Annotated in this window: 14 protein-coding genes; 4 read left to right on the top strand and 10 right to left on the bottom strand. The window is 58.5% G+C overall.

Annotation, left to right across the window (positions count from 1 at the left end; genetic code table 11):
* Positions 1–6: 6 nt before the first annotated feature.
* From AC2FHX_RS04805 to AC2FHX_RS04785, 5 genes are all read right to left on the bottom strand, one after another.
* The gene (locus tag AC2FHX_RS04805) at positions 7–2,901 is read right to left on the bottom strand and encodes a formate dehydrogenase subunit alpha (RefSeq protein ID WP_281972245.1); all 2,895 of its coding nucleotides are present in this window, start codon (positions 2,899–2,901) and stop codon (positions 7–9) included.
* Positions 2,902–3,008: 107 nt separating this feature from the next.
* Positions 3,009–3,197 (bottom strand): ubiquinol-cytochrome c reductase iron-sulfur subunit N-terminal domain-containing protein, encoded by a 189-nt coding sequence (locus AC2FHX_RS04800; RefSeq protein WP_142634359.1) that lies wholly within the window; start codon positions 3,195–3,197, stop codon positions 3,009–3,011.
* Positions 3,198–3,256: 59 nt separating this feature from the next.
* Positions 3,257–3,868, bottom strand: a complete 612-nt coding sequence (locus AC2FHX_RS04795) for a TorD/DmsD family molecular chaperone (protein ID WP_281972244.1) — start codon at positions 3,866–3,868, stop codon at positions 3,257–3,259.
* Positions 3,869–3,872: 4 nt separating this feature from the next.
* Complete coding sequence (locus AC2FHX_RS04790) at positions 3,873–4,454, bottom strand: DUF3306 domain-containing protein (protein WP_496690711.1); 582 nt, start codon at positions 4,452–4,454, stop codon at positions 3,873–3,875.
* Complete coding sequence (locus tag AC2FHX_RS04785; protein ID WP_142634353.1) at positions 4,451–5,005, bottom strand: DUF3305 domain-containing protein; 555 nt, start codon at positions 5,003–5,005, stop codon at positions 4,451–4,453. The genes AC2FHX_RS04790 and AC2FHX_RS04785 overlap by 4 nt, the downstream gene beginning before the upstream one ends.
* 230 nt (positions 5,006–5,235) lie before the next feature.
* Between AC2FHX_RS04785 and AC2FHX_RS04780 the strand changes: the two genes are divergently transcribed.
* The gene (locus tag AC2FHX_RS04780; protein WP_496700132.1) at positions 5,236–7,188 is read left to right on the top strand and encodes a 4Fe-4S binding protein; all 1,953 of its coding nucleotides are present in this window, start codon (positions 5,236–5,238) and stop codon (positions 7,186–7,188) included.
* On the opposite strand, the gene AC2FHX_RS04775 is transcribed toward AC2FHX_RS04780, so the two are convergent.
* Positions 7,182–7,910 carry a hypothetical protein gene (locus tag AC2FHX_RS04775; protein WP_496700134.1) on the bottom strand — a complete coding sequence of 243 codons (729 nt, stop codon included), beginning with the start codon at positions 7,908–7,910 and terminating at the stop codon, positions 7,182–7,184. The two genes, AC2FHX_RS04780 and AC2FHX_RS04775, sit on opposite strands and share 7 nt — an antisense overlap.
* Before the next feature lie 110 nt (positions 7,911–8,020).
* Here AC2FHX_RS04775 and AC2FHX_RS04770 point away from each other — a divergent pair, with 110 nt between their 5' ends.
* Genes AC2FHX_RS04770 through AC2FHX_RS04760 form a run of 3 tightly spaced genes read left to right on the top strand, consistent with a single transcriptional unit; the run spans position 8,021 to position 10,253 of the window.
* Positions 8,021–9,082 carry an Mrp/NBP35 family ATP-binding protein gene (locus tag AC2FHX_RS04770; RefSeq protein WP_142634347.1) on the top strand — a complete coding sequence of 354 codons (1,062 nt, stop codon included), beginning with the start codon at positions 8,021–8,023 and terminating at the stop codon, positions 9,080–9,082.
* Entirely contained in the window at positions 9,079–9,774 is a 696-nt protein-coding gene (locus AC2FHX_RS04765; RefSeq protein WP_496700136.1) for a biotin/lipoate--protein ligase family protein, read from the top strand. Before AC2FHX_RS04770 ends, AC2FHX_RS04765 begins: the two co-directional genes overlap by 4 nt.
* Complete coding sequence (locus AC2FHX_RS04760; protein WP_496690706.1) at positions 9,774–10,253, top strand: DUF6505 family protein; 480 nt, start codon at positions 9,774–9,776, stop codon at positions 10,251–10,253. The genes AC2FHX_RS04765 and AC2FHX_RS04760 overlap by 1 nt, the downstream gene beginning before the upstream one ends.
* 3 nt (positions 10,254–10,256) lie before the next feature.
* Here the strand turns inward: AC2FHX_RS04760 and AC2FHX_RS04755 are convergent, their stop codons facing one another.
* From AC2FHX_RS04755 to AC2FHX_RS04740, 4 genes are all read right to left on the bottom strand, one after another.
* Positions 10,257–10,757 carry a flavin reductase family protein gene (locus AC2FHX_RS04755; RefSeq protein ID WP_496690705.1) on the bottom strand — a complete coding sequence of 167 codons (501 nt, stop codon included), beginning with the start codon at positions 10,755–10,757 and terminating at the stop codon, positions 10,257–10,259.
* A gap of 88 nt (positions 10,758–10,845) precedes the next feature.
* A complete protein-coding gene (locus tag AC2FHX_RS04750) occupies positions 10,846–12,258 on the bottom strand; it encodes a 3'-5' exonuclease (protein WP_496700138.1) in 1,413 nt (470 codons plus the stop codon).
* 1 nt (position 12,259) lies between these two features.
* A complete protein-coding gene (locus AC2FHX_RS04745) occupies positions 12,260–12,778 on the bottom strand; it encodes a hypothetical protein (RefSeq protein WP_142634335.1) in 519 nt (172 codons plus the stop codon).
* A 26-nt stretch (positions 12,779–12,804) separates the two neighbouring features.
* Positions 12,805–14,628, bottom strand: coding sequence for a DUF294 nucleotidyltransferase-like domain-containing protein (locus AC2FHX_RS04740; RefSeq protein WP_496700140.1), 1,824 nt, complete (start codon positions 14,626–14,628; stop codon positions 12,805–12,807).
* Positions 14,629–14,673 lie beyond the last annotated feature (45 nt).

The raw sequence follows: 14,673 nt of genomic DNA, 5'->3' as shown, positions 1-14,673 counted from the left end.
TCCTCCTTACGCTGCTGAGATCTTGCAGAGAGTCGCTTTGGTCTCCTGCATCTGGGTTACTGAATCATAGCCATAGGTCTGGGCAGTGTTCGAACTTTCTCCCAGCACATAGGGATCAGCGCCTGAGGGGTATTTGTCCCGCAGATCCTGACCCTGGAAATGGCCGCCAAAGTGGAATGGCATAAAGGCCACGCCGGCACCAACCCTGTTGGTCAGCATCGCCATCACCTTGACCTTACCACCCTCAGGCCCTTCGACCCAGACCTGAGCCCCGTCGCGAATGCCCAGGTTGTTGGCATCGCGTGGGTTGATCTCGACGAACATGTCCTGTTGCAGTTCGGCCAGCCACGGGTTCGACCGGGATTCCTCACCTCCGCCCTCATATTCGACCAGACGACCAGACGTCAGGATTATCGGGTAATCCTTTGAAAAGTCGTTCTTCTGGATTGAAGCATACAGGGTTGGCAGGCGATAGGACTGACGATCCTCATAGGTCGGATAATCCTCTACCAGATCACGCCGGTTGGTATAAAGCGGCTCGCGATGCAACGGGATCGGGTCCGGGAAAGTCCAGACCACGGTGCGGGCCTTGGCGTTGCCAAAGGGCGCACAGCCATGTGCAATCGCAACCCTCTGGATGCCGCCTGACAGGTCGGTTTTCCAGTTGGTCTTTGGCCCCGCAACGGCGTCGATGGCCGCACGTTCTTCGGCCGTCAGATCGCCGTCCCAACCAAGATCCATTAGCATCTGCATCGTGAATTCGGGATATCCGTCCTGAATTTCCGACCCAACGCTATAGACCCCTTCCGCCAGCAGGTTGTCGCCATCACGTTCCACGCCAAAGCGCGCGCGGAAGGTCAGGCCACCTTCGGCCACCGGTTTGGACATGTCATAGAGGTTTGGTGTCCCCGTATGACCCATCTCTGGCGTTCCCCAGCACGGCCAGGGCAGACCGTAGTATTCGCCGTCGTTTGGTCCACCTATAGCTTGCAGCGTGGTTCTGTCGAACGTGTGCTGATTGGCCATGTGGCTTTTCAAACGCTCTGGCGACTGGCCGGTATAGCCGATGGTCCAGAGGCCCGAGTTGAACTCACGCGTGATGCTTTCAACATTCGGGGTTTCGGCATCCTCCATCTCGATATTGCGGAAGAACCGATCCGCCCAGCCGAATTTGTTGGCGAACTTGGCCATGATGACCTCGTCCGGCAGGCTTTCGAACAGCGGTTCGACCACCTTGTCGCGCCACTGCAACGAGCGGTTCGAGGCCGTGACCGAGCCACGGGTTTCGAACTGCGTACAGGCGGGCAACAGGTAAACGCCATCGGTCCGATCATGCAGAACGGCGGAAACGGTGGGATACGGGTCGATCACGACCAGCATGTCCAGCTTTTCCATCGCCGTCTTCATTTCCGGCCCGCGGGTTTGCGAGTTCGGAGCGTGCCCCCACAGAACCATGGCGCGGACATTGTTGTCCTGATCCATGTTGGCGGGGTCTTCCAGAACACCGTCGATCCAACGAGAGACCGGGATGCCGCGCTCGTTCTGCAGCGGTTTATCCTTGCCCTCCTTGTCCTTGATCGAGGCGAACTGGCCGGACAGCCATTCAGGGTCTTCACCCCAAACGCGCGCCCAATGGCCCCATGCCCCTGCGGACAGGCCATAATAGCCGGGCAGGGTATGGGACAGAACACCAAGGTCCGTCGCGCCCTGTACGTTGTCATGGCCACGGAAGATGTTGGTGCCACCGCCCGACGTCCCCATGTTGCCCAATGCCAACTGCAGCACGCAATAGGCGCGTGTGTTGTTGTTACCATTGGTGTGCTGGGTGCCGCCCATGCACCAGATCACAGTGCCAGGACGGTTATTGGCCATGGTGCGCGCCACGCGCTTAAGCTGTGATCCGGGTACGCCGGTCACACGCTCGGTTTCTTCCGGGTTCCAGTTGGCGACCTCTTCACGGATCTGATCCATGCCCCAGACACGGGTGCGGATGAACTCTTTGTCCTCCCAGCCGTTGTCGAAGATGTGCCAGAGAATACCCCAGATCAGCGCCACGTCAGAGCCGGGGCGGAAGCGGACATATTCATCCGCATGCGCCGCAGTGCGCGTAAAGCGCGGGTCGCAGACGATCAGGGGCGCGTTGTTCTGCTCTTTTGCGCGCAGAACATGAAGCAGTGAGACGGGGTGCGCCTCGGCCGGGTTGCCACCGATGATGAAGATAGCCTTGGAGTTGTGGATGTCGTTATAGCTGTTGGTCATGGCGCCGTAACCCCATGTATTCGCAACACCAGCAACAGTGGTCGAGTGGCAGATACGGGCCTGATGGTCCACGTTGTTCGTGCCCCAATAGGCGGCGAACTTGCGGAAAAGATAGGCCTGTTCGTTGTTATGTTTCGCGGAACCAAGCCAGTACACACTGTCCGGTCCGGATTCTTCGCGGATGTTCATCATGCCGTCGCCGATCTCGTTGATCGCCTCTTCCCAGCTGATGCGCTTCCACTCGCCGCCTTCCTTTTTCATCGGATATTTCAGGCGGCGTTCACCATGGGCGTGCTCACGGACCGAGGCCCCCTTGGCGCAGTGCGCACCCAGGTTGAAAGGGCTGTCCCAGCCGGGTTCTTGCCCGATCCAGACGCCGTTCTGCACCTCGGCCACAACGGTACAGCCGACCGAGCAATGCGTGCATATGGATTTGATGTTTTCGACGGCTTGATTGGCCGCTGACTGGGCACTGGCTGGCGTCACGGTTCCACCCGTGGCGCTGATCGCGGCCAACCCGCCGATCGTCAGGCCCGATCCGCGCAGGAACGCGCGGCGATCGACGGTTTTCTCGCCGACCTGGGACAGGATACTTGTCCGCTGGGAGCGTCTCGCAACCCCGTTGGTCTTTTTCCTAAGCATTTCTTTCCTCCCTTGCTGGCCATGTTAGCTATGGCTGGCTTGGTACTGTTGGTGCCGACGTCAGGGCCAATCGCAACCGTCAGTCGGGTGGTGACATCGTCCGGGGTTCAGAACCGGGCGCTGTCCAGATATGCGCGCGTATGCGCGGTGTCCTGCATGCGGGTCTCATCCGTTGGCAGCTCGGCTGCCTCGGCTTGTCCGCTCAGGCTGGCGGCGGCGACTGCAGCGGGCGCTGCGGTTCCGGCCAGTTTCAAGAAATCACGGCGCGTGGCGCCTTCTTCCTTGGTTTTGCTCATGGGATCCTCCTTTCCCAATTGCGATCTAGCGCCTATTGGGGCGCTGGCGAATGGCGGGATCATCCCGCCGTCATTCGAAAGGCTTCACGCTCGATTTCCATGAAAACCCGACCGGCGGTGCCGACCGAGGCATAGAAAACCGAGTTTTCCGCGGCTTCCAAATCTGAATAGAAATGTGCGGCCCAGGGACCGATATGCTTGTTCCAGAACGCTTTTTGATCTTCCAGCGAGGCGGGTGAACCAAAGCGTCCGACGATCATGCCCGCCATCATCTCCATCAACGAGGCGATATTGTCTTCGGGTTCAAACACGTTCTGCGCCCGTGTGATCTGACGAACCGCCATGTCGTTGCGCAGTTGCGCCAGCGGTTTTTCGTTCAGGAAACCAGTCAGGTAGAAACTGGCATAGGGCAGCAGTTCTCCGCGTCCTAGCCCGATGAACAGGGCATTGAATTCGCGTTCGGCAGCCGCGGGTTTGGTCACCTTGGCGACCCGCGACATGGCCTTGATAGCCTGACCCAGATCGGTTTCATCGCCGGTCAGACCAGTAACCTGAGACAGCAGCATCTGATCCGGAGGCGCCGCAAGCAGCAGCCCAAGGAAGTTATAGAAATCCGCGCGCAGACGATCCTCGGCTGAGACGTCCAGGTTTTGCGCGTTGCTTGCGTTCATACGGTTATCCTTCGTATTCAAACTTCATGCGGCGTGGGGCAGGCGTAAGCTCTGCCTCTTCCGGGTCGTCGATTTCAGAAATCATTACAGGCTCTGACGATTGCATCTCGGCTACCTCGGGCAACTCAGGCTCTTGCGTGGTTTCTTCAACCTCAGGGATCGGGTCTGCGTCTTCCTCCTCGGCCTGAGTGGCCAGAGCTTCGATATGGGCAAGCATCCCTTTGCCGACCTGATAGGCGGTCTGGATATTTTCGATCACGCAGGCGGCATCTGTATAATCTTCGCCGTAATCCACCAGCCCATCGACATTGGCCAGAACCGGGTTTAGGCGCCAGAGCTGCCGAAGGGCGCGGCGGCGCAACCGGTCAGGCACTGCCTTGGCCATAAAGCCCGAGACGTCGTCACCAACTTGCAACAGATCAGGATCGGGCAAATTGAATTCTGCCAGAATTTCAGCGTCAGTCTTTTCTTCCAGCTCGCCCCGCTGTTCAGCGAAAGCCTGTTCTTGTGCTGCTACAACCTCTGCTTTGGCCTCAGCCTGAACGGCGGCTTTACGGCGCGACCAGAAATCGCGGGTTTCTGTCATTGCACAATCCTCCGCGGGGCGCGGAAAACATCCGAGTCTTGCCGGATGCGTACATCCCCTTTGCCGTCCTCAACCAGATCGGTGCGTTTCTTATCACGGCGGCGCTTGACGAAGACTTCGTTGCGATGATGCTCCAGTGCGAAATCACGTACCCAAGCGATCAGCCCATCAGTCATTGGGATTTTCTCGACAAGCTCTTCGCCGGTATCGGCGTAGTCCTGTCCTTCGAAGGGTGAGGCGGTCACCAGCACCGCGTCCATCGGCTGTGTTCCATCCAGCGCATCGCGCAGGACCAGATAGATCGAGGGTTGCCCGTCCGACAGGTTGACCATGTAGGCTTCGGCCTCATCTGACCAAAGGGTCAGGGGCAGGGTGGCCGCGTGGTACTCGACCGCTTCACCCTCGCGCCGCATCTCCAGCCAATCGGCCGGTCCAGCGCCGGGCAGCACGGCGACGGCGCGCCAGTTCCATTGCGCCCAGCGTGTAACCCCGGGTGTTTTGCGCACGACGACGCCGATTGGCATTTCAATCTGGCTGGCGGCCTTGGCCACTAAGTCCTCCCTGGAAAGCTCTCCCCTGCCTTCCTCAGGGTCTACTATGGTACACAAAGTAGCTTCCTGCCAAGTCCTTGGGTGGTCGAATATGCACCCTTCACCGATTGTTTACGGTCCTCGCGGCTCTTATCGGGCTTTGTTCCGGCGATCCGACCCCCACGGGCATTGCTACTTTCTTCAGAGGTTCTAAGCTTACCTTGGACTGGGGAGGACATCCGGGGGAGGTTATGGGAACAAGATTGCTGCTATGTGACTGCGCGGGATCGCAAGTCGTTGACGCCGAGAAAATATCGTCAGCCTGCGACGTCGCCTGTTCCAGAATTCACACTGCACTATGCACCAAAGAACTGGAATCCGTCGCCAAGCTGCTGCAAGAGGGCAATGTCGTCATTGCCTGTATGCAAGAGCAGGATGTTTTTCTGGCATTGGCCGATGAATTAGGTGTCCAGGCACCTGGCTTTGTCGATCTGCGCGATCGGGCCGGGTGGTCTGAACAGGGGCAGGACGCCGCCCCCAAGATGGCCGCGCTGGCTGCTGAGGCGGTGTTGCCTCAGCCGATCACACCCAGTGTCGATGTGGTCAGCGAAGGGACGTGTTTCATAGTCGGGCCCGGCGCAGTAAGTTTGGAGTTGGCTGAACGCCTCTCGGACATATTGGCCGTGACAGTTTTGACCACTGATGACACCGAACCCATGTCGCGCCGCTTTGATGTGATACGCGGGCGCGTTCGTTTGGTGACCGGTGCGCTGGGCGGGTTTTCGATAAAGCTGGATGCGTTACAGCAGCTTGAACCCGGAGGACGCGGGGCCTTTGGTTGGACCGAACCACGCGACGGGGCGAACTCCTCATGCGATATGGTTGTGGATCTGACGGGCGGCATGCCTCTGGTGCAGGCCCCGTCCAAGCGCGAGGGGTATTTGCGGGCAGATCCCAAAGATGCGGTGGCCCTGGAGCGTCTGTCGTTCGAGGCCATGCAACTGGTCGGGACATTTGAAAAACCTCTCTATGTCCGGTTGGAAGAATCCCTCTGTGCGCATTCCCGTGCCGAACAGGTCGGGTGTACGAATTGCCTGGATATCTGCCCGACGGGGGCGATCACCCCTGCGGGCGAACATGTAGCCATCGACCCTATGGTTTGCGCGGGATGTGGAGAATGCGCGGCGGTGTGCCCTTCGACTGCGATCACATACGAGGATCCGCCCGTTTCTGCGCTGCTGTCACGGATGCACATTCTGTCGCGAACCTACCGGCGTGCAGGCGGGCAAGCCCCCCGACTGTTGGTGCATGACGCGCATGGGGCCGAAATGATCCGTCTGTCCGCCCGTTTCGGACGCGGGATTCCAGCGGATGTGATCCCGCTAGAACTGAACGTGATCTCGGGCTTTGGCCATGCCGAGATGCTGGCCGCGCTGGCACATGGGTTTGCGCGGGTTGATGTGCTGCTGGCCCCAACAACCGAAAGGGATGCCTTGGACCGCGAACTGGCGCTGGCGCAGGCGATCGCTGGCGCGGGCGGTCTGGCACTGATCGATGAGGCTGATCCCGATGCGCTGTCCGACCTGCTATATGCGCAGGAGGTGCCGCCCCCCTTGGCCGACCCGGTTCTGCTGCTGGGAAATCGCAGGCAGATTACGCGACTGGCCGCACAGGCGCTGAACCCGCAGGCTGCAGCCCCGTTGCCCTTGCCCGAGAATGCACCCTATGGTGCCATCGCGGTGGATACGGACGCCTGTACATTGTGCCTCAGCTGCGTGTCCCTTTGTCCGTCAGGCGCTTTGGCCGACAACCCGGATATGCCGCAGCTGAACTTTCAACAGGATGCCTGTCTGCAATGTGGTCTGTGCCGGACAATCTGTCCCGAGAATGCAATAACTCTGGTTCCGCAACTGGATTTAAGTGATGCGGCCCTGTCTCAGGACGTGTTGAACGAAGAAGACCCTTTTGCATGCGTGGAATGCGGTGCCCTCTTTGGTGTCAAATCGACCGTCGAACGGATCATGGAAAAGCTGTCGGGCACGCATCCCATGTTTGCGACATCCGAACAGGCGCGCATGATCCAGATGTGTGACGATTGCCGTGTGAACGCGCAGTTCCAGAATCAGGACAACCCGTTCCAGTCAAACCCGAAACCCAAGGTTGTCACGACCGAGGATTACTTCTCGAAAAGAAAGGATCATTGAAGCTGTAGCGGCGCGCCCAGATCTGCTGCCTTGATGGCCGAGACAAAGGCCAGAATGGCCTCTAACTCCTCCAGCGTCATCTCGACCGGGTGGATTGGAGGGGGACGCAGAGGATCGAAGGGTGGGGTTACGTCCTCAATCTGCGTGAAAGCGGGATGGGGGTTCAGGGCAAAGAAGGCCTCGAACCGTTCGGACCAGTCCGGCATAGCCCGCAGTACGGCGAAAGAGGGGGTGGAGCCAAGCCCGTTCATTTGGTTCTCTGGACCGATCACATGGCACCGCCCGCAATGGGTCATCGACAATTCCGCACCCAGGACAGCGTCGCCTTCGATCTTCGGACCCTCTGTTGCGGCTTCGACAGTGAAACTGGCCGAATAGGACGGGCCGCTATCGGGGCTAAAGCTTTCAACGGTGCGTTTGCCGATGTCAGAAAGCAGCCACTCCCGAAACCGAATCTGCCTTGGGTCGTCCACAATGCGCAGGTGATAGGTGACGCCATGACGCTCGAATACCGGATCACCTGGCGGTGAACCGCCCAAAGCCATAGCGCCGGAATCGTCTGCAACGACGCGTATCCCGGTCTTGAGAGAAAAACGCGGAAGAATATGTTGCAACAGACCAGAGTCTGTAACCTCATCCGGGGCGGCAAGCCCCAGCGCCTCTTGCGACCAAGAGGGGGTAGCAGAGAGCAGCAAGCTCAGGCAAAAGAAGGTAACCCGCATAAAGGCAGCTTATCGGCCTGCGCCCGAATGCGTCAAATGAACGAAAAAAAGACGGAGACACATGCAATGAAACTTATCCCAACGACCGGGCAAACCAAAAGGGTAATGGCATGAGTGTTCGTGACGCGGTTCTGGCGAACCTGAAGAAAATCACCGATCCGGTTTCAGGCCAGGATATCGTCAGCGCCGGAGTTGTCCGCGCGTTGAATGTCGATGGCGATACAGTGCGCTTTGTGCTTGAGATTGATCCGAAACAGGCAGAGCGGATGGAGCCGGTGCGCGCCGCCGCCGAGCAGGCTGCGCAGTTGGTGGAGGGGGTCGACAAGGTTTCCGCCATGATGACTGCGCATTCCGAAAAGGCCCCGCCTGAACTGAAGCCCAAGCCGAAACCATCTCAGACAGGTCCGCAGGCCGTTCCGGGTGTCGATCGGATCATCGCCGTTGCATCCGGTAAGGGCGGGGTCGGTAAATCCACCGTATCCGCAAATCTGGCTTGTGCTTTGGCTGCAGAAGGGCGGCGTGTCGGGTTGTTGGATGCTGATGTCTATGGCCCTTCACAGCCTCGGATGCTGGGTGTCTCTGGCCGCCCGGCCAGCCCGGATGGCAAAACGATCCTGCCCCTGCGCAATCATGGCGTCACGATGATGTCGATGGGACTGATGACCAACGAAGGTCAGGCGGTCGTCTGGCGTGGTCCGATGCTGATGGGCGCTCTTCAACAGATGATGGGACAGGTTCAGTGGGGAGCATTGGATGTATTGATTGTCGACCTACCGCCGGGCACCGGCGATGTGCAACTGACGCTCAGCCAGAAGTTCAAGGTGGACGGGGCCATCGTGGTGTCGACCCCGCAGGACGTGGCCCTGATCGACGCGCGCAAAGGGATCGATATGTTCAATCAGCTCAAGACGCCGATTATTGGGATGATCGAGAATATGTCGACCCATATCTGTTCGAACTGCGGGCATGAGGAACATGTGTTCGGACATGGCGGCGTCGCCGCTGAGGCCGAGGCGCTGGGCATTCCGCTGCTTGGTGAGATTCCGCTGCATCTGGATATCCGGGTTGCGGCGGATGGGGGCGCGCCCATCGTTGTCAGCAAGCCGGACAGCGCACAGGCCGAAGCTTTCCGCAAGATTGCCCGCGACATGATCACCAAGGGCAATGCATGACCCTGCCGGTCTTTCCTCCGTTGCTAACAGGACATGGCGTTCAGGGCGGGGAAGACCCGTTCGAACGCGCCCAGGCGATGGCAGCGCTGGGCTGTGATGCCGGAACGGTGGTCTACAACATTCAGGCCAACCATTTGCGCGTTGCCATTGTATTTGCACCTGAGGTTCCGTTGCAGGACGCCATGGTGATGTTGCCGCTTTGCGGAGTTGGGTTTCAGAATGCGCTGGGCGCTCTGGCCCCGCCCGAGGTTGCCGTTCATCTGGACTGGGGCGGCCCTATCTGTGTGAATGGTGCGACCTGCGGCAAGTTTCAGGTTGCTGCGTCGACTTCAGACCCTCAGATTGAGCCCGACTGGTTGATTGTCGGCTGGGAGCTGGCCTTGCTACAGACCAGCACTGCGCCAGGCCAGACCCCGGATATCACAGCGCTCTATGATGAAGGGTGTGCCGAGGTCCAGCCTGTCCAACTGATTGAAAGCTGGTCGCGCCATATGCTGACATGGCTCAACCGCTGGCAAGAAGACGGAAACGCGCCGTTGCACAGCGAATGGTTGGGCCTGCTGCGTGGTGTTGGCGAACCCTATGGCGAGATCGGGGTCTTTTTGGGCACTGATGAACGTTTTGGCATGCTTATCCGCAATGGTGCGGACACCCGCCTGCACCCGCTGACTAACTTACTGGAGAACGGATAATGAAATTGGCCCGTGCGATCCATTTCGATGAAAGCGACATGAATGTGTTTCATTCTCCGGCGAGAACGGGTGAGTGGTGCATTTCCGGCGGGTTCGAGTTTTCGAATTGGGGCGAAGGCGATTTGGAGGGTAAAGCCCGCCAGGCCTTTGCGAATGGTTGGTTGGGGGTTGAGACATTCGGCCGGGTGACCTTTGTAGCGGTGACGCAGGTTGAACAGGCCGAGATCGACCAGATTGCCCGGAATTTGGCGGAACATTTCGTGCAATTCTACGGAGCCCCATCGGTCGAGGCCGCCCTGGGTGTTGCGCAGGAAGAGATCGCGCATATGGCAGAGCTATGCGATGATCACGCCGCCAATACTCTGCTGACGGTCGCCCGTGAGCTGTCTGAAACCGGGGTGCTTGAGGCGTTTCGCATCATCACACCGCAGGAAACCCAGCTTGAGGCGCTGGCCGTCCACGGATCGCTGGACGAATAGGGCTTAAAGAAGATCGGCAAACCCACCGAATTGACCGCGTTTGAAGATCAGGCCTTTGCCGGTGCGGTACATGGCATGTTCGACCTCACCCACGATGATCAGATGATCCCCTGCCTCGTGCCGGGCATGAAGCTGGCAGTCGAACCGCGCCAGACAATCCGCCAGACGAGGGCGGCCACGGTGATCTGCGGCCCAGTTGGCATGTGAAAAATCCGCACCCTCGCGCGCGAATTTTAGGGCCTGTTCCTGCTGTTCCTCAGCCATCACATGGATCGAATAGTGATCGCAGTCTTTGAAAGCGTCGAACCGGTTTGAATCCTTCGCCAGGCACCACAGCACCAGCGGGGGCGTCAGCGAGACCGAGGAAAACGAATTGACCGTGATTGCGCGGGGCCCCAGCGCTGTTTCGGTGGTGACGACCGTGACCCCGGTTCCAAAACACCCCAATGCCTCGCGAAACGCGGTGCTGTTGTCCGGGGTTGGGGTGAAGGTGCGGTCCGTCATCTCACGCTCATTCTGTGGCCGCGCCTCAGGTGCCACGGCAAGTCGGGATTGTCCATGAAAAGCTGCGCCTGAGGTGCATATTTCGCCCTCAGTTCAGGTCCTCAAGCAGACGACCGTGCCGGCGGGTTGCTTCGATGACCTCGCCAAACGTATTCATCCCGCGCGCTTGCAGCATCGGAAGCATCCGAACCAGCGCCTCGGCGGTGGCAACTGCATCACCCAATGCCGTATGGCGCAGCTCATGCGGAATTGTAATGTCCAGCCGTTCGCACAGCGCGTCCAAAGTGTGCGTGTCGCTGGCGCCGAACAGGACCGCTGATAGCAGGACCGTATCCAGTACGGGATGCGTCCACTCAACTTTCATACGGTCGGCGTGGCGTCGTAGAAACGCCATATCAAAAGGTGCATTATGAGCCACGATTACAGCATTTCGCGCGAATTCGTGAAAGATACGCCCGGCTTCGGCGATTTCCGGCGCGCCTTCGACCATTCGATCCGTGATCTTGTGAACCTTGGTCGAGGCGGCAGGGATCGGCATGACCGGGTTCACCAGCATATCCAACCTTTCGCCTTCGACCATCCGTCCATTTACCACACGGACTGCGCCGATCTGGACGATCTCGTCTTTGTGCGGCAGCAGGCCTGTGGTTTCGGTGTCGAAGACAACAAAACAAAGCTCGCGCAGAGGCAATGTCTCGAATGATTGGTCGGTGGATGTGTTCAGCAAACCAAAGTCATAGACCAGAGGTCTGGCAGCCTCAGGCGCTATATTGGTGGCGCTGTCATCTAGGATTAGCATATAGCCGGAAGTTTCCCCCAGCGGTTTCATGCGGGCTGAATAGGTCTGCGCCCCATCAATGCTGGTCAGCGAACAGGATGCCTCCATCCCGGTCTTGGCCAGTTTGGCATAGGCTTTCTGCAGCGCGTCTGGCTGGAAGTAATCGAACAGTGGCGCATTCAGGCGTGGATGCGAAATCTGTGCCAGTACCTCGGCCGCCTGTCCGTCATACAAAACGAGCCTGTGAGAGGGGCTAGCCAGCAATATGGCTACAGGAATTTCAGTCAAAAGCGCCCTAAGCCTTTGCTGTTCCACAGCCAGATGCTCGGTTTCAGCAGCGACAGCCTCTGCCACGCCCATGGTCTTGTCGGACAGTTGGTTGGCCAGACCGGCAGCCGCAGGGGCCAGGTCGCCAAGATACCGCGCGGCTTGCAGATCGAGGTCGCGGCTGACACCGGCATGCGCTCGTGCGCGCAGTTCAGCGGAAAGCCTTTCGATCGGCTTGGCGACATTATCGTCGAACAATAGCCAGACAGCGGCGATCAGGGCCAGCAGACCGAACCCGATGACGATCTCTGCAAAGATGAACGCGTCCAAAAGGGCCGGATCCGCCGCTCGCCTGTAGCTGACCCAAAGCGCAACCGAGCTGACGGCAACCCCGCCGACCGCCAGCAGGCAGAAGAAGAGGAAAATCCGCAGGCGCAGGCTTAATCGGGTCAGCATGTTACACTCCGCAAGTGGCCTCGATGATCGGATCGTTGGTAGAGCCTGTTACCCAATCTGCGTTCAGCAACTGGCCGTTGTCACCAAACTCTGCCCCATCCGCCAGATTGGCGCGTTGGTTCTTATCGCAATCCACAGCGACCGGCAATTTTGAAACCGGTGCCCAGCGGCCAAAGAAATACAGTTCAACGAGGCGTTGTTCAGGCACTTGGTCATTGGTGCGCACAGATAGGGTGTCGATTGCGGCAAAACGATCAACAAAGGGCATCGCATAGGTCCAGGGACGGTACAAAGCGCGGCTTTCGACCTCTTGAATGATGATCAGACCATCTGGAAGCGTATCGCGCGTGCGGTCAAACCATGAATACTCGCTGTTGATCGTCATCCCGATCATGCCAATGCCCGCCGCGACTGGTGCGGACCAACGAGGCAGGCGTCCACCTGTCAGTTTGTTGATCACCATCACGATGCCGGCTAGGGCGACGCCTGCAAATATCGTGCCGATCAGTTCTAAGAACATGAATACTCTCCAAGGTTCCTGAGGGTTTAGCCCAGCATTCCTTTACCGTGGCCGACCGCCGATTGCATTGTTTTTACCACGACAAAGGCATCTCGCAGATGACTTCGCTCAAAGTCCGAAAGATCGGAAGGGGGAAGGAAATTGTCCGGCTTCTTGTTGCCTTTCACCAGACGGGCCTGATGGTCCAGCCGCGTTTCGGCGATCAGATCGTAAGCGTCCAGCAGGTCGCGGGTACCTGAGGGGCTGAGGACGCCTGCCGCCCCAGCTGCTTTCAGGCGGGCACGTGTATTGGCCTGGGACAGTTGCCCCTGAAGGCTGTATATCCGGGCCAGGTCAACCACAGGCACAACGCCATTATGCTTTAGATCCAGCGTGTTGCGATGTTCGCCAGAGCGTACCGTGGCAAACCCGCGTAACAGGCCCAGCGGCGGCGTGTGCTTTAACGAGTTCGAGATCATATGCGCCACAAAGATTGAATTCGCTTGGGCCGCGGCCAGCGTTTCGGACTGCAGGTCATCGAACAGGTGAAATGCGCCGCCAATGGGGCGCAGGTCGAACATGACCGAGGCCAGCATCTGCGCCTCGGGGTTTGGTTTGGCGATCCACCCGCGAAAATAATCACGCCAGACACTTACCGGTTGGCACCAGCGTGGATTTGTCGCCATCATGTCGCCCGGGCAATAAAAGTACCCACATTTATCCAGCCCGTCCGAAACGATTTTTGCCAGTGCCTGGAAATATAGCATGTCGTCATCGGTTATTTTGTCATCCAGCATCAAGCAGTTGTCCTGATCCGACACCCCGGTTTGTTCCTGTCGTCCCTGCGATCCACAGGCCAGCCATAGGTAAGGCACAGGTGGTGGTCCAAGCTGTTTTTCCGCCATTGCCAGCAAACGTCTGGTGGCTGTGTCGGCGATATCGGTAATCAGGCGTGTAACGATCTCGTGTCGGTTTCCGGCAGCGACAAGCTGGACCAGAAGCCGGGGAATCTCTTCGGTCACTTCTGCCATCTGCTGCGCGGTTTGCGCATTTGCTATCCGGCGCACCAACTCGGCGGAATTGACCGCCTGATAGTGGGTCAGGTCTGTCTGGGTGACAATTCCGACCAGACGCCCAGCTTCGGATACCGGAATATGGCCGATGCCGCGCTCCATCATGATGTGAAGAACATCCGATCCGATATCCGACGGCGACAGCGTCACCGGGTTTGCCGTCATTATTGCCGATACAGGGGTATCCACAGACATCCCATCGGCAACGTATTTGCCCGAGATATCTCGTAAGGTGGCGATCCCCAAAAGAATGTCCCCCTCGGTGATGCAGAGAGAGGAAATATGTCTGTCCCTCATCATCTGCGCCGCTTCGCGAACGGTGGTATTAGGGGGGCAGGTTGCGGGGTTATGTGCCATCAGAACGTCGATAGCGCTGGTTGCAAGGCTTTGGGGGCTGGAGCGTTCCGTGCGGGTCCGATCAAAGAATTTGGCGACGATTTCATGTTCATCAATGAGGTCTCGGATCAGGTTGGGCGGGATCACCAGAAAAACCGAGTTTGCGTGCGCCTGCGCTTTGGTCGCGGCTTTACCGTCTTTCAGCAAACCGCGTTCCCCGAAAGAATTGCGCAGTCCCAGATGAGAGACAATCGCACCGTTCCTGTCAGTGATTTCAACCTGTCCTTCGTAAATCACGAATACGCCGGGCAGGGGCGCGCCCAGTTGATACACCGGGGATCCTTCTTCGACCTCCCAAACTTCGATCTGATCAGACAGCGTTGCCAGATCATCGGCGGGCAGGGCGTCATAAGGGTGAACGGATTTCAGAAACCGCGTGATCTCGGCTTGGGGCAGGGGCATCGGATACTCCTCGGTTTCTATTCGAAAAATCCCGCCCGGTGGAAT

The sequence above is a fragment of the Ruegeria sp. CDSC042 genome, assembly GCF_059610745.1.
Note: the sequence above shows the minus strand (reverse complement) of the source record. Positions and strands in the feature narration are given on the sequence as shown.

Excerpts from the sequence above, each read along its gene's own strand:
- AC2FHX_RS04765 (WP_496700136.1), top strand. The coding sequence starts at position 9,079 with ATGACCCTGCCGGTCTTTCCTCCGTTGCTAACAGGACATGGCGTTCAG.
- AC2FHX_RS04770 (WP_142634347.1), top strand. The coding sequence starts at position 8,021 with ATGAGTGTTCGTGACGCGGTTCTGGCGAACCTGAAGAAAATCACCGAT.
- AC2FHX_RS04745 (WP_142634335.1), bottom strand. The coding sequence starts at position 12,778 with ATGTTCTTAGAACTGATCGGCACGATATTTGCAGGCGTCGCCCTAGCC.
- AC2FHX_RS04780 (WP_496700132.1), top strand. The coding sequence starts at position 5,236 with ATGGGAACAAGATTGCTGCTATGTGACTGCGCGGGATCGCAAGTCGTT.
- AC2FHX_RS04795 (WP_281972244.1), bottom strand. The coding sequence starts at position 3,868 with ATGAACGCAAGCAACGCGCAAAACCTGGACGTCTCAGCCGAGGATCGT.
- AC2FHX_RS04740 (WP_496700140.1), bottom strand. The coding sequence starts at position 14,628 with ATGCCCCTGCCCCAAGCCGAGATCACGCGGTTTCTGAAATCCGTTCAC.
- AC2FHX_RS04800 (WP_142634359.1), bottom strand. The coding sequence starts at position 3,197 with ATGAGCAAAACCAAGGAAGAAGGCGCCACGCGCCGTGATTTCTTGAAA.
- AC2FHX_RS04790 (WP_496690711.1), bottom strand. The coding sequence starts at position 4,454 with ATGACAGAAACCCGCGATTTCTGGTCGCGCCGTAAAGCCGCCGTTCAG.
- AC2FHX_RS04755 (WP_496690705.1), bottom strand. The coding sequence starts at position 10,757 with ATGACGGACCGCACCTTCACCCCAACCCCGGACAACAGCACCGCGTTT.
- AC2FHX_RS04805 (WP_281972245.1), bottom strand. The coding sequence starts at position 2,901 with ATGCTTAGGAAAAAGACCAACGGGGTTGCGAGACGCTCCCAGCGGACA.
- AC2FHX_RS04760 (WP_496690706.1), top strand. The coding sequence starts at position 9,774 with ATGAAATTGGCCCGTGCGATCCATTTCGATGAAAGCGACATGAATGTG.
- AC2FHX_RS04750 (WP_496700138.1), bottom strand. The coding sequence starts at position 12,258 with ATGCTGACCCGATTAAGCCTGCGCCTGCGGATTTTCCTCTTCTTCTGC.
- AC2FHX_RS04775 (WP_496700134.1), bottom strand. The coding sequence starts at position 7,910 with ATGCGGGTTACCTTCTTTTGCCTGAGCTTGCTGCTCTCTGCTACCCCC.